The organism is Micromonospora cabrerizensis (assembly GCF_022230955.1).
Taxonomy (GTDB): Bacteria; Actinomycetota; Actinomycetes; order Mycobacteriales; family Micromonosporaceae; genus Micromonospora; species Micromonospora cabrerizensis.
Window position 1 is genome coordinate 19,243 of sequence record NZ_JAKKFI010000057.1, and the last position, 13,558, is coordinate 32,800.

Annotated in this window: 11 protein-coding genes; 6 read left to right on the forward strand and 5 right to left on the reverse strand. The window is 72.7% G+C overall.

Translation table 11 applies throughout. From position 1 onward, the window contains the following. The first annotated feature begins 84 nt into the window (after positions 1-84). The 5 genes from LADH09A_RS12075 (at position 85) to ctaD (ending at position 5,813) form a co-directional block, all read left to right on the forward strand. Positions 85-1,068 carry a glucosyl-3-phosphoglycerate synthase gene (locus tag LADH09A_RS12075; protein ID WP_238645074.1) on the forward strand — a complete coding sequence of 328 codons (984 nt, stop codon included), beginning with the start codon at positions 85-87 and terminating at the stop codon, positions 1,066-1,068. 79 nt (positions 1,069-1,147) lie between these two features. Continuing rightward, on the forward strand, positions 1,148-2,305 hold the full coding sequence (locus tag LADH09A_RS12080; protein WP_238644980.1) for a glycosyltransferase: 1,158 nt from the start codon (positions 1,148-1,150) through the stop codon (positions 2,303-2,305). Between the two features lie 94 nt (positions 2,306-2,399). Beyond that, positions 2,400-2,858 carry a DUF4383 domain-containing protein gene (locus LADH09A_RS12085; RefSeq protein ID WP_308194540.1) on the forward strand — a complete coding sequence of 153 codons (459 nt, stop codon included), beginning with the start codon at positions 2,400-2,402 and terminating at the stop codon, positions 2,856-2,858. Positions 2,859-2,968: 110 nt separating this feature from the next. After that, entirely contained in the window at positions 2,969-3,697 is a 729-nt protein-coding gene (locus LADH09A_RS12090) for an STAS domain-containing protein (protein ID WP_238644981.1), read from the forward strand. A 124-nt stretch (positions 3,698-3,821) separates the two neighbouring features. After that, complete coding sequence (gene ctaD / locus LADH09A_RS12095; protein WP_238644982.1) at positions 3,822-5,813, forward strand: aa3-type cytochrome oxidase subunit I; 1,992 nt, start codon at positions 3,822-3,824, stop codon at positions 5,811-5,813. Positions 5,814-5,877: 64 nt separating this feature from the next. Here the strand turns inward: ctaD and LADH09A_RS12100 are convergent, their stop codons facing one another. Next, the gene (locus LADH09A_RS12100) at positions 5,878-7,020 is read right to left on the reverse strand and encodes a SigB/SigF/SigG family RNA polymerase sigma factor (protein ID WP_141909278.1); all 1,143 of its coding nucleotides are present in this window, start codon (positions 7,018-7,020) and stop codon (positions 5,878-5,880) included. 224 nt (positions 7,021-7,244) lie between these two features. After that, entirely contained in the window at positions 7,245-8,687 is a 1,443-nt protein-coding gene (locus tag LADH09A_RS12105; RefSeq protein WP_372492260.1) for a hypothetical protein, read from the reverse strand. Positions 8,688-8,894: 207 nt separating this feature from the next. Here LADH09A_RS12105 and LADH09A_RS12110 point away from each other — a divergent pair, with 207 nt between their 5' ends. Then, positions 8,895-9,125, forward strand: coding sequence for a CDGSH iron-sulfur domain-containing protein (locus LADH09A_RS12110; RefSeq protein WP_238644983.1), 231 nt, complete (start codon positions 8,895-8,897; stop codon positions 9,123-9,125). A gap of 331 nt (positions 9,126-9,456) precedes the next feature. Here LADH09A_RS12110 and LADH09A_RS12115 read toward each other — a convergent pair whose 3' ends face one another. The 3 genes from LADH09A_RS12115 to LADH09A_RS12125 are packed head-to-tail and all read right to left on the reverse strand — an operon-like array spanning position 9,457 to position 13,475. Further along, entirely contained in the window at positions 9,457-10,554 is a 1,098-nt protein-coding gene (locus LADH09A_RS12115; RefSeq protein ID WP_238644984.1) for an iron-containing redox enzyme family protein, read from the reverse strand. 49 nt (positions 10,555-10,603) lie between these two features. Next, positions 10,604-12,358, reverse strand: coding sequence for a thiamine pyrophosphate-binding protein (locus tag LADH09A_RS12120; RefSeq protein WP_238644985.1), 1,755 nt, complete (start codon positions 12,356-12,358; stop codon positions 10,604-10,606). Next, entirely contained in the window at positions 12,351-13,475 is a 1,125-nt protein-coding gene (locus LADH09A_RS12125) for a baeRF2 domain-containing protein (protein WP_238644986.1), read from the reverse strand. The genes LADH09A_RS12120 and LADH09A_RS12125 overlap by 8 nt, the downstream gene beginning before the upstream one ends. Between the last annotated feature and the right edge of the window lie 83 nt (positions 13,476-13,558).

Here is a 13,558-nt window from a genome sequence, read left to right on the forward strand (position 1 = left end):
GAATGGGAACAACCAAATTCGGTTTTTCCACGCACGAACGGAGGGGTGCCCGTGCGGGATGAGACATCGAGCGTGTCACCGGTGGTGGAGGCCTGGGCCACGTACCGGACGACGTCGGCGGGGGACTGGCCGGCGCGTCGGTTGATGCGCGCCAAGGGAGACACCCGGGTCAGCGTCGTGCTGCCGGCACGCAACGAGGAGGCGACCGTCGGCGCGATCGTGTCGACGATCCGGGAACACCTGATGGATCGGGTCGCCCTGGTGGACGAGCTGATCGTGGTGGATTCGCGGTCGACCGACCGCACCGCGCAGGTGGCCCGCGCCGCCGGCGCGGAGGTGGTCAGTCAGGACGCGATGACCCGGGGGCTGCCCCGGCTGACCGGCAAGGGCGACGCGCTCTGGGCCGGTCTGGCCGCAGCCGAAGGGGACGTGGTGGCGTTCATCGACGCCGACCTGCGGGAGTTCCGGCCGCACTTCGTGAGCGGGCTGCTCGGGCCGCTGCTGACCGACCCGTCGGTCGACTTCGTGAAGGGCTTCTACCACCGGCCGTTGGTGGGCGCCTCCAGTGTCGAGCAGGACGGCGGGGGTCGGGTGACCGAGCTGATGGCCCGACCGCTTCTCAACCTCTTCTGGCCCGAGCTGGCCGGCTTCGTGCAGCCGCTCGCCGGCGAGTACGCCGGCCGCCGCGACGTGCTGGCCCAGGTGCCGTTCGTCTCCGGGTACGGCGTGGAGACCGCCATGATGATCGATCTGCTCGACCTGGTGGGTCTCGACGCGATGGCGCAGGTCGACCTCGGTGAGCGCAAGCACCGGCACCAGGACACGGCGGCCCTCGGCCGAATGTCCGCGCAGATCATGTTGACCGCCTGGTCCCGGTTGCAGCGGCGCGGCTGGGCGACCCCCGGGCTGTCCCCGGAGTCGTTGCTGACCCAGTTCCGTCGCGGCGGTTCGGACAGCCTGCCGAACCTCGACCGCGAGATCGTGGTCAGCGACGTGTCGATCGAGGAGCGCCCGCCGCTGGCCGAGCTGCGCCACCGGATGCCCCGCCGTCGGGTGGCCGCCGCGTGAGCGCGAGGAGTGAGCCGATCGTGCGAGCCCCACAGTCGCGGACCGACGGCACCGTGAGCGCCGGGAAGGGACGATTGCGATGAGCCTCACCGTGTTGATGAACGCCGGCCCGTGGCTGTCCGTGCCACCGCCCGGTTACGGCGGCATCGAGAACGTGATCGCCACCCTGGTGCCGGAGCTGCGGCGACTCGGCGTGCGGGTGGTGCTCGCCTCGGTGGGCAGCAGCACCCTGCCGGTGGACGAGCAGATGTCGGTCTTCGCCGACGGGCAGTTCGCGGCGTTGCAACGGCCGTACAACCAGGTCTGCGGGATCGCCCAGGCGCACCTGGCCGGGGTGGTCCGGGAGCTGCACTCCCGCGACGACATCGACCTGGTGCACGACCACGTGGAGGCGGTCGGCCTGGCCACTCTCGCCGCGATGGGTCCCGCCGGTCCGCCGACCCTGCACACCCTGCACTGGGACCTGGCCAAGCACCCCGCGCTCTACGGCGGCCTGGACGGCGGCGACCGGGTCCGGGTCAACGGTGTCTCCGCGTCGCAGCTGGCTCGCGCCCCGCTGGCGTTGCGGGAGCACTCGGTGGGGCACGTGCACCTGTCCACCCCGCTGGCCGTGCAGGCCGACCGGCGGCCCCGACCGGAGAAGGGCGACCACCTGCTCATCCTCGGCCGGATCAACCCGGGCAAGGGGCAGGACGTGGGTGCCCGGCTGGCACACCGGGTCGGCTTCCCGCTGGTCCTGGCGGGGCCGGTCGGCCCGTACCATCGGCCGGCCGATCTTGCCGCCGCGGGCGACGAGGCCCGGCAGAACCCGGACGTGCGGTTCTTCCTCGACGAGGTGGCGCCGCACGTCGACGGTGACCTGGTCCGCTGGGTCGGCACCGTGGCCGGTCAGGAGCGGGACGACCTGCTGGCCAGCGCCCGCGCGTCGCTGTTCCCGCTGCGCTGGGAGGAGCCCGGTGGCACGGCGGTGGTCGAGTCGCTCGCCCTGGGCACCCCGGTGGTGGCGACCGCCCGGGGCTGCCTGCCGGAGCTGATCGAACACGGCCGCACCGGGCTGCTCACCACCGAGGAGGAGGAGCTGGGCGATCTCGTGGCCGCCAGCGACCTGCTCGACCCCGACGAGTGTCGGCGGGTGGCCGCGCAGCGCTTCACCCCGGCGGTGATGGCCCAGCGCTACGTGGAGCTGTACGAGCGGGTCCGCCAGTTGTCCAGCGCGCCGAGGCTGCTGCCGGCCTGAGCGTCGGCGCGACCGGCGGCCGGGTGGCGGTTTGCCGGCGGCGACAGCGGGTAGGCGGCTGCGCTCATGCCCGCCGCGCAGCGAGGAGCCGGGAATGGTCGGACCGATGGCCCACTCCCGGGCCCGACCCAACCCGGCCGACGGCAAGCCGCCGGTGCGGCGCGCGGCGGCGACGGTCGGGGTGCTGTTCCTGGTGATCGGCGTGCTCGGCTTCGTGCCGGGGGTCACCAGCGGCATGGACGACCTGCGCTTCGCCGGCCACGGCTCGGGCGCGTTCCTGTTCGGCGTCTTCCAGGTGTCGGTGCTGCACAACCTGGTGCACCTGGCGTTCGGGGTGGCGGGTCTGCTGCTGGCGCGGACGGTGACCGGCGCGCGGGCGTTCCTGATCGGCGGCGGCGCCGTCTACCTGGTGCTCTGGCTGTACGGGCTGGCGGTGGACCAGGACACCGGGGCGAACGTGCTGCCGGTCAACGACGCCGACGGCTGGCTGCACCTGGGCCTGGGCGTCGGCATGATCGCGTTGGGCCTGCTGACCGGACGAACACGTCCGTGACCTGCCATGACCTGCCGTGACCTGCCTCGCCCTCGTCGCCGGTCCCGTTTGGTCCGCTTCGGCCTCGGGTAGTGGGGAGATCCCGACCCCGCAGCGAATCGAGGGCACCAATGTCGAGCCGGATCACCTGCGAGGTGCGCACCACGGCACCGGTGGCGGTCGTCCGACTCACCGGCGCCCTGGACCTGGGCACCATGCGGTCGGTGCACCACGCGCTCAACGCGGCGCTGGCCGACCAGCCGGACGCGCTGGTGGTCGACATGACCGAGGTCGACGTCCGGGACCGGCTGGCGCTGTCCGTCTTCGCCGCGACGGCCCGTCGGGCCGAGGAGTGGCCGGGCGTGCCGGTGGTGCTCTGCGGCCCGACGCCGATCGCCGCGCGCTGGCTGTCCGAGTCGACGACGTGCCGGGTGGTCCCGGTGTCGCGCGACTGCGCGGAGGCGACCCGGGTGGCGGGCACCCCGTCCCCGTTGCGGATGCGGGCCCGGCTGGAGCCGGTTTCCGGCGCCTGCCGGCGAGCCCGGGAGCTGGTCACCGAGGCGTGCGCGCGGTGGAACCTGCCCGACGCGTCCGGCCCGGCGGCGTTGGTGCTCAGTGAACTGGTCGGCAACGTGGTCCGGCACGCCGGCACGCCCATGCAGGTGACGGTGACCCTGCGCCGGCCGTACCTGCACCTGGCAGTGGTCGACGGCAGCAGCGCCCAGGCCCGGGCCGGCGGGACGGACCTGCACGCCGAGGGTGGGCGGGGGTTGCTGCTGGTTCGGGAGCTCACCCAGCGCTGGGGCAGCGTGCCGGCCGGTACGGGCAAGGCCGTCTGGGCGATGCTGCCCGCGACCTGAGCGTTCGAGGTGGGTGCGCCGGTACTGGCGATCTGACCGAAATTACCGCTCTGGGCTGGTTACATGGGGAGAGGGTCGGGTAGGCACGCCCGTCCTTTCTGCCGTCACGACGGGGTGAGCAACCATGCCCAAGCGGGTAACCACGGAACCCGGTCGAGATCGGGGCCCGGCGATCCTGGCACCGGCCCGCTTCGGGGGTTTTCCCGGGGCGGTACGCGCACCGGTCCCCGGCAACTCGTTGATCAAGTTTCTCGCCACGACCGACCACAAGCAGATCGGTCTGCTGTACCTGCTGACCTCCTTCGGGTTCTTCCTGGTGGCCGGGCTCCAGGCGATGGTGATGCGTGCCGAGCTGGCCCGACCGGGGATGCAGTTCCTCTCCTCGGAGCAGTACAACCAGCTCTTCACCTCGCACGGCGCGGTGATGCTGCTGCTGTTCGCCACGCCCGCGGCCTTTGGTTTCGCCAACTACATCGTGCCGATCCAGATCGGCGCACCGGACGTGTCGTTCCCCCGCCTCAACGCGCTGGCCTACTGGCTGTACCTGTTCGGCGGGTTGATGGTGGTCGGCGGGTTCCTCACCCCGGGCGGCTCGGCGGACTTCGGGTGGACCGCGTACAGCCCGCTGAGCAGCGTCGAGCACTCCCCCGGCGTGGGCGCGAACATGTGGGTGCTCGGCTTGGTCGTCTCCGGGCTCGGCACCATCCTCGGCGCGGTCAACCTGATCACCACGATCCTCACCCTGCGCGCGCCCGGGATGACCATGTTCCGGATGCCGATCTTCACCTGGAACATGCTGTTCACCAGCGTGCTGGTGATCCTCGTCTTCCCGCTGCTGGCCGCCGCGCTGCTGGCGCTGTCCGCCGACCGGCTGCTCAACGCGCACGTGTACGACCCGGCCACCGGCGGGCCGATGCTCTGGCAGCACCTGTTCTGGTTCTTCGGTCATCCCGAGGTGTACATCATCGCGTTGCCGTTCTTCGGCATCATCACCGAGATCATCCCGGTCTTCTCCCGCAAGCCGCTCTTCGGCTACACCGGCATCGTGCTGGCCACCATCGCGATCACCGTGCTGTCCATGACGGTCTGGGCACACCACATGTTCGCCACCGGCCAGGTGCTCCTGCCGTTCTTCAGCATCCTGAGCTACCTGATCGCGGTGCCCACCGGCGTGAAGTTCTTCAACTGGATCGGCACCATGTGGAAGGGGCAGCTCACCTTCGAGACACCGATGCTGTTCGCCATCGGCTTCCTCGTCACGTTCCTGCTCGGCGGTCTCACCGGTGTGCTGCTGGCCAGCCCGCCGGTCGACTGGCACACCCACGACAGCTACTTCGTGGTGGCGCACTTCCACTACGTGGTGTTCGGCACCGTCGTCTTCGCGCTCTTCGGCGGCTACTACTTCTGGTGGCCCAAGATGACCGGGCGACTGCTCGACGAGCGCCTCGGCAAGGCGCACTTCTGGACCATGTTCATCGGCTTCCACGGCACCTTCCTCGTGCACCACTGGCTGGGCAACGAGGGCATGCCGCGCCGGTACGCCGACTACCTGCCCACCGACGGGTTCACCACGCTGAACACGATCTCCAGCATCTTCGCCTTCATCCTCGGCCTGTCCACGTTGTTCTTCATCTACAACGCGTGGAAGTCCTGGCGGTACGGGGCGGTGGTGACGGTGGACGACCCGTGGGGCTTCGGCAACTCGTTGGAGTGGGCCACCAGTTGTCCACCGCCGCTGCGCAACTTCGATCGGATGCCCCGGATCCGCTCCGAGCGCCCCGCCTTCGATCTGAAGTACGGTCCGCTCGTCGCCGACCTGGGCCGCGACCTGCCGCAGCGCACCACCAAACCGCCGCAGCAGTTCGGCGACGAGCTGCGGGTGGAGCACCACGCACCGGAGTCGCCGTCGGCCGAGGGTGCGCACGGCGCCCGCGACGCGACCGACTACCAGCCGGCGCCCCGCTCCGGCGCCCGGCCGGTGGACGTGCCGGAACCCGAGGGTGTCCGTCGGCCGAGCTTCGAGGAGAGCGACCCACCCAAGGACGCCGACGACGCGCCGAAGCCGCACGAACGCTGGCGTCACCCGCACAGCGACGGCAAACCCGAGGAGCACTGACGGGTACGTGCACAGAAGGGCCGACACCCCGCGGGGTGTCGGCCCTTCGCCCGTACGTCTGTGGTCAGTCCCGGGCCGGCGCCAGGCCGGCGGCGGTGAGCGAGCGGCGCACCGCGGGCTGGACCCGGGTCAGCCGCAGAGGCACCCCGGTCCGCTCCGCCGCGTCCCGTCCGGCCATCAGCGCGGCTATCCCGCCGGCGTCGAAACCACCCGCGCCGACCAGGTCGACGACCACTTCGCTGGGCTGGCCGGTGACCGCCTCCAGCATGGCCCGGCGCAGCTGGTCCGCGCCGTCGCGGTCGATCTCGCCGCCGACCTCGACGACCACCCGGTCGCCGTTCTGCTTGACCGAGATCCGGGTCTTGCCCGGGTCGGGCTCGGCGGCGCCGTTCTGCCATGGCGGCGGCGCATCGGCGAGCATCGCCTGGCGCAGCCAGGTGAGCGCCCGCGACAGCAGCCGGGACACGTGCATCTGCGAGATGCCGAACCGGGCGGCGATCTCCGCCTGGGTCTGGTTGCCGTAGAACCGCATCGCCAGGATGCGTCGCTCACGCCAGGGCAGTCGGTGCAGCAGGCCGCTCACCGTGACCCGGTCGTCGACGGATTCGAGGGCGTTGTCCGACTCGCCGACGAGGTCCCCGAACTCCGCGGAGCTCTCCCCGCCCACCGGGGCGTTGAGTGAGGCCGGGCTGTAACCGGCCGCCGACTCCAGCGCGGCGAGGATCTCCGCCTGCGGGGTCTCCAGTCGGGCGGACAGCTCGGCCACCGACGGCGCCCGGGACAGCTCGCTGGTCAACGCCGCGGTGGCCTGCCCCACCTCCAGGATGAGGTCGCGCAGCCGGCGGGGCACGTGCACGCCCCAGGTCCGGTCCCGGAAGTGTCGTTTGATCTCGCCCACGATGGTGATCGCGGCGTACGCGGTGAACGAGCCCCGTTCCGGGTCATACCGGTCGACCGCGTTGACCAGCCCCAGCCGGGCCACCTGCTCCAGGTCCTCCAGCGGCTCCCCACGACCCCGGTAGCGGCGGGCCAGCCGCCCGGCGAAGGGCAACGCGAAGCGCACGAGGTCGTCCCGGGCCTCGCCCCGCCGCTCCGGGGGCAGCCCTTCGATCCGGGCCGCGTACGCCAGTGCCGCCGCGTCGAGATCCTCAAGACCTCGATCGGTGGGTGGTGGTGTGGTCGTGGTCGTGCTCGTCTGTCCGAACATCCGCGCCTCCCTCAGGAAGGTCCCCCGCCCGGATCGGGAAACCGGTCGTGCGCGTGGTCGATCCACGCACCGGGCCGGAAAAGTGGGTCAGTGACTGGGATGCCAAGCGGGCGACACCGCCTCTACGCAGCGCAATCAGGCCGTCGCAGCCAGCGATGTTCCCGCTCCGTAGGTACTCAATCACGGGACCCCGGGTTCGCGAGGATGTTTCGGCGTGCTCCGTCTCAGGAGACCAGCAACCCCTGGTGGCCGCCGCTGTCGCGGAGCACGGCCAGCGCCTCGGCGGCCCCCAGCGGGGGCGGCACGGGCAGGTCGTACGGCTGGGCGCGCATGACCTCGGTGGCCCGGCGGGTGGGCACGGAGGTGACCGGGTAGCCACGGGCGGTGGTCCGGTCCAACGCCCGACGCCGTCGCCCGAACCCGGCCACGGCCAGCCACTGGGGCAGTCCCGCCAGCGCGGGCGAGCGCATCCCGGGCGGCTCGGGCAACACGTCCACCGAGCTGAACGCCTCGCTGCCGGCCAGCCACCACTCGGCCTCGTCGACCGTGCGTCGGGTGGCGTTCTCGCACCAGTACGGCACCAGCCCCGCCCGCACCACTTGCCACGGGTCGAGCAGACGGCCGCATTCCACCACCAACCGGTCACCGGTCTTGCCTGCGCCGCGCAGCCACCGCCGGTACAGGTCGGCGACGCCCGCGCTCAACGCCGCCGGTCGGGGCACCAGCACCCGGTGCAGCGGGTGCTCGTGGCGGGTGGACCAGTCCCGTGCGGCCGTCTCGAAGCCCGGGTCGACGCCGTGCTCGGCCTGACCCGACGGTACGGACACCTCCGGTGGTTCCCAGCGGGCCACGCTGCCGCCGACGGAGCGCAGGACCTGCCGCAGCGCGTGGCTGTCCGGGTGGAAGTCCACCGGGTCCATCCCGCTGGCCGGGCAGCCGACCTGGAAGCTGTGCCCCGGGCCGCCCTCCAGGACCGGCCAGGTGCGCGCGTCGTCGACCAGCAGCACCGGCGCACCGGGGAGCAGGCGGTCGGCCAGGAACTGCGCGTACGCGGCCGGTAGGGCCCTCCACGCGGCGGTCAGCGCCACGGTCGCGCCGGCCAGCGCGCCACGGCTGGCCGGGCAGTGCACCTGCCGCAGGTGCAGGTCGGCGTTGCCGGCCAGCAGCCGGGTGGCGAGTGCCGCGCCGTGCTCCAGGGCGGCTGCCGGATTGTCCACCGCTCCGTCGGACCAGTGCAGGATCATGTCGAAGCCGGCCGGCAGCAGTGGCACGCCGAGGGCCACCGCGAGGTGCGCCGCCCCGCCGTGCGGGGAGCCGATGAGCACCCCCGGGTAGCGCTGGCGGGGGTACTGGTCGACGAACCAGCGGGCCACCCGTGCGGCGTCCACCTCGTCGGCCTGGTCCACGGTCAGCGCGACCCGACCGGCGGCGCGGGTGACCGCGGCACGGCGTACCGGCTCCGGGGTACCGGGGAACCGTGACGTCGGCCCGGTCTGACCGAGATCGGCGCAGTCCACGCCGCGAAGCGCCCGGGCGGTGGCGGCGACCAGCACCCGGGCGGCGCTGCCCGCGGCCACGACCCGGTCGCCGGCCAGACCGGCGCCATCGGCCGTCAGCCCCTTGTGCACCTTGTGCACCGGGCCCACCTTGCCTCGTTCGCTCACCACGCGGCCCGGCTTCCCGTCCCGATGGGGTTCAAACGGGGCATCACCCACCCGGCGGCACATTCGGCCGGTCGGCGGGGTGCGCCGGTCATCGTCGGCGTTCGGCGACGATCGACGGGAGCCGGACGGCAACCCGCCTTCTCCCACCTGCCGGAACACGGCGGCCGACGGGCGTGTTTCGCCAGGGCCAGGGCGGGCACTTCCGGGGCCATGCGCACCGACGACGCCATCGAACCAGCCGCCGCGACGATCACCCCGTACGAGGACGGCCCGCTGCTGGTCCGCGGCGACTTCGAGCTGGTCACGCCGGACGGCGAGCGCATCGACGCGCGCCGGGCCACGGTGGCACTGTGCCGGTGCGGCAAGTCGGCGCTCAAGCCCTTCTGCGACGGCACCCACAAGGCGATCAACTTCCGCGCGGGCACCACCCGCGAGGGCTGACCCCATCTCACGTCGCCGCGTGACCCTCCGTGAGCGCGCGGACGGCCAGGCCCCTCGTCGCGTGACCCAGCGTGAGCGTGCGGACGGCCAGACACATCGCCGCGTCACCCAGCGTGAACGCGCGAACGGACCAGACCAGAGGCACCGCCCCCCTTTGCTCTGCACCCCTCGATGCACCGGTTGCGGAGCGTGCGTGGTGCGCGGGCGGGTGCAGAGCAAAGGGGGCAAGGCACATGGCCAGCTCCCACCCGACGGCCGGCGGCCCACCCCGCCGGACCCACAAGCCCTGGGCGTGATCCGTCAGCTTCCCGGTTGTGCCGAGCCGTTCGAATCAGACAAGCGCGGGCGGGGCCGGCGGGGCAACCGCGGGCAACGCGACGAGCGAGACGGTCGGCGGCACGGTCGGCGGGGCGGGCGACCGCAGTGAGCTGCGGCCGGCGGACCAACTGTCCAGCAGGTGTGCGGCGAACAACCGGTCCACCGCGAGCCCGGCCGCCGCGCCGAAGAGCACGTCGGGAGCGAGGGTCGGCTCGACACGGACGAGGCCGCCGCACATGTCGTGCGCGGCGATCTGCTCGTGTACCGCGTCGGCCTCGACGTGCTCGTCGTAGAAGCGGGTCGCCACCTCGTCGAGGCCGAGCCGGCGTAGCCCGTTGCCGTAGCGTCGGTTCGGCAGCGAGGAGGTCATCTCGAACGCGGCCAGGTGCCCGAGCAACGCGCCGCGCAGCCGTCGGTGCAGGCCGAGCAGCGACATCAGGTTGTTGGTCGCCAGGGTCACCGCCGGCACGGCGTCCAGGTGAGCGGCGTACGCGGTGTCCAGCCCCAGCCGGTCGAGGGTGCGCCGGAACAGCTCGGCGTGCATCCGGTCCAGCCGGCCGTTGCCGTACTCGTCGGTCTGGATCTCCACGAGCGCGGCCTTGGCTGGGCCGCCGAGGCGGGGCAGCGCCCAGCTGTGCGGGTCCGCCTCACGCAGGTGGTAGACGGACCGGTGGACGACGAACTCGCGGAACTGGGTGAGATCGGCGCGTCGTTGCAACGTCGCGGCCAGCGGCGGCCCATCGTCGGCCGCGACCACCTGGGCCAGGCCGGCCGCCACCCCGGCGGCGGGCACCGTCGGCGCGCCGACCAGTCGGCGCAACGCCGCCTCGAAGACCGCTTCGCACCGGGCGCGCAGCGCGAGCAGCGTCGGCTGCCACTCCCACGAGTCGTCCACCCCGAGCCAGCCCCGGTAGTGCAGCTCGTAGCAGAGGAACAGAGTCAGCTGAAGGTCCTCGTCGGTGATCGGGTCCGCCGGGTCGAGGTCGACGCCGAGACCGGTCGGCAGGTCGTGCGGCGGGCGCCGCAGAGCCTCGACCACCGCCGCGGAGAGCGTGCCACGCGGCCGCGGCAGGATCGCCGGGCCGTAACGGCGGTCAGCGGTCTCGGACATGGGACCTCCAGCATCGGTGGGCCGCTTCTGATGCCCTGGCCCGGGGCCGCTAAACGAAGTCGTTGGCGTTCGCGGTGAGCTCCACCTGCTCCCGGACCTTCCGGGCCGGGGCGCCTTCGGCGTACAGGCCACGCAGGTCGGCGAACGCCGGTTGCGGCGGCGCCAACGACACCGCCGGGTCGACGACCGCTTCCAGGACGCAGGGACGGTCCGCCGCGAGGGCCTCGTCCCAGGCCGCGCCGACCAGCTCCGGGCGGTCCACCCGCACCCCGTGCAGCCCGAGCAGGCGGGCCCAGCCGGCGTACGGCACGTCGGGGCGGCGGTGGGTCGGGTCGGACGACGGCTGCCGCCCGCCACCCATGCCTTTCTGGTCGCGGTTGTTGAGCACCAGCACCACCAGCCGGGGGTCGCGCCACTGCTGCCAGTGGTGCGACACGGTGATCAGCTCGGCGAGCCCGTTGAGTTGCATGGCCCCGTCACCGACCAGCGCGATCACCGGTTGGTCGGGGGCGGCGAGTTTGGCGGCCACCGCGTACGGCAGGGCGCAGCCCATCGAGCCGAGAGTGCCGCACAGTTGGGCTTGCACCCCGGGTGGCAGGGTGAGGTGCCGGGCGTACCAGTAGAGGACAGAGCCGACGTCGACCGCGACCGCGCCGCTGCCCGGCATCCGGGCGGACAGCTCCTGGAGGACGAGCTGCGGGTTGACCGGGTCGGCGGGCGCGGCCACCCGCTCGGCGGCGACCCCCCGCCACCGGTCCACCGAGCTTTCCACCGTGGCGCGCCACTGCTGCTCGGGCCGGCCGCGCAGGCGGGTGAGCAGGGCCCGCAGCGTTTCGGCGGCGTCGCCGACGAGCGGCACGTCGGCCGGGTAGCGGGTGCCGATCCGGCGACCGTCGATGTCGATCTGCACCGTGCGGGCCTGCTCCGGCATCGGGAAGTAGTTGGTCCACGGGTCGTTGGTGCCGACCATCAGCAGCGTGTCGCAGCCGCCCATCAGCTCAGCCGCCGCCGGGGTGCCGACCTCGCCGAGCACCCCGGTGTGAAACGGCAGCCGCTCGTCGAGGACCGGCTTGCCCAGCAGTGAGGCGGCCACCCCGGCCCCGAGCCGGTCGGCGATCTCGATGATCTCGGGAGCCGCGTCGCGACCGCCCTGGCCCACCAGGATCGCGACGCGCTGGCCGCCGCCGAGCAGTTGCGCGGCGGCATCGAGGTCCACCTCGTGGGGCAACACCCGGGCCAGCGGCTCACCCGGGGTCGCCGTCATCACCCCAGCGGCGTACGTCTGGAGGTCGGGCACCACGGCTTCCTGCAACTGCCGGGGCAGCACGACGCAGGTCGGGCTGCGCGTCGCCGCCGCCGTGCGGAACGCCTGGTCCAGCAGCGCGACCACGTCCTCGGGGCTGCGTCCGTAGCGGACGAACTGGTTGCACACGTCGCCGAAGAGCCGGCTCAGCCCGATCTCCTGGTGGGCGCCGCCGAGCGGCCCGGAGATGTCCTCCCCGACGATCGCCACCACCGGCTTGCTGTCCAGCTTGGCGTCGTAGAGGCCGTTGAGCAGCTGGACGGCGCTGGGCCCCTGGGTGGCGAGGCAGACCCCGATGCCGCCGGTGAACTTGGCGTGCCCGGTGGCCATGAACGAGGCGGTCTCCTCGTGCCGGGCCGGGACGAACGCCGGCTCACCGCCGGTGCGGTCCAACGCCTCGATCAGCGGGGCGATGGCCTCACCCGGATAGCCGAAGGCGCGGGGCACGCGCCAGGCCAGGAGCCGCTCCACCACCAGGTCCGCCACCCGGCGCTCAGCCATTTTCGCGCCCCGGTGTGCTGGGGTCGACGTAGCGCAGCACCGCACCGACGCCGTCGTCCAGCTCGGGTGCTTCCTCCGGGCCCAGCACGGTCAGCGCCGCGTCGGTGCCGACGAGTGCCCGGACCAGCGCCGCGTCGGCGCGTACCCGCTGCGGGTCGGTCACCGACATCGCGGCCAACTGCCCCGGGTCAACGGCGATCTCGGTCGGTTCCGCGCCGATCCACAGCTCACCGTTGGCCGACGGGTCGTCCACGATGATCATCGTGTCGACCTGGTTGCGTTGCAGGGCCGAGACGACCGCGTCGAGCCCGCCGCCCACGTCCTCCTGCACGCCGAACTTGTCCAACGCGGCGGCGATCCGCTGGTCGGCGATCTCCGCGATGGTCTGCACGGTGAGGTCGTCGAGCATCGTCTGGTCGGCGCCGCCGGCCCGGGACCCGGCGTCGGTGCGGACCACGAGGTCCTGCCACCGCTCCGGCATCTGGGCGGCGATCATTCCGGTCGCCCGGACGTCACCGGCGACGACCACCACGTCCGCGCCGACGCGGTCGGCCAGGTCCACGGTCGCCGCGGTCACGTCGCCGGCGTTCTGGTGCCACGCCTCCATGGCCGCCCGCTGATAACGCGACTGGGACCACCCGCCGGGCTTCGCCCGCCGCAGCGGGAAGTCGTCCCGGCCGGCGACGTGTGCCCGCCGGGGCACACCTCCGGCGCTGACCGCCATCGCGTCGGCGCCGAGCCGGTCGGCCACCACCCGTACCCAGGCCACCTGTTCGCCGCGCTGGGCGAGCAACGGCATCACGTGCGGAAGTGGCGCGTAACTGGCCAGGTCGCGCAGTGGTGGCGCGGACAGGTACTCGGAGAGCACCACCCGGCCGTGACTGGCGAAGACCGCCAGGCCGTAGTCCCCGACCATCGGGTCGTGGCCACGGATCACCCGGTCCAGCGCGGCGATGCTCGCCTCGTCGGCACCCTGTTCGGTGAGCCGACTCTGCAAGGCGCGCCAGCGCAGGTCCAGTGCCGGTTTCGCGTCCTCCGTGTCGGCGGAGGCGTCCAGATACACCGAGCACCACGGCCCGGGACGGTCGTAGAGCGGGCGCAGGAAGGACAGCTGCATGCTCGACCCCTTTCCAGCTCGGCCCCCCGCTTACCCGGGTCGCCCGGGATGTCACCTCGTGGCCGTGAGCCCGTGACCAGGTT

Coding starts and splice junctions, on each gene's coding strand:
- LADH09A_RS12080 (WP_238644980.1), top strand. CDS start 1,148: ATGAGCCTCACCGTGTTGATGAACGCCGGCCCGTGGCTGTCCGTGCCA.
- LADH09A_RS12085 (WP_308194540.1), top strand. CDS start 2,400: ATGGTCGGACCGATGGCCCACTCCCGGGCCCGACCCAACCCGGCCGAC.
- LADH09A_RS12090 (WP_238644981.1), top strand. CDS start 2,969: ATGTCGAGCCGGATCACCTGCGAGGTGCGCACCACGGCACCGGTGGCG.
- ctaD (WP_238644982.1), top strand. CDS start 3,822: ATGCCCAAGCGGGTAACCACGGAACCCGGTCGAGATCGGGGCCCGGCG.
- LADH09A_RS12100 (WP_141909278.1), bottom strand. CDS start 7,020: ATGTTCGGACAGACGAGCACGACCACGACCACACCACCACCCACCGAT.
- LADH09A_RS12110 (WP_238644983.1), top strand. CDS start 8,895: ATGCGCACCGACGACGCCATCGAACCAGCCGCCGCGACGATCACCCCG.
- LADH09A_RS12115 (WP_238644984.1), bottom strand. CDS start 10,554: ATGTCCGAGACCGCTGACCGCCGTTACGGCCCGGCGATCCTGCCGCGG.
- LADH09A_RS12120 (WP_238644985.1), bottom strand. CDS start 12,358: ATGGCTGAGCGCCGGGTGGCGGACCTGGTGGTGGAGCGGCTCCTGGCC.
- LADH09A_RS12125 (WP_238644986.1), bottom strand. CDS start 13,475: ATGCAGCTGTCCTTCCTGCGCCCGCTCTACGACCGTCCCGGGCCGTGG.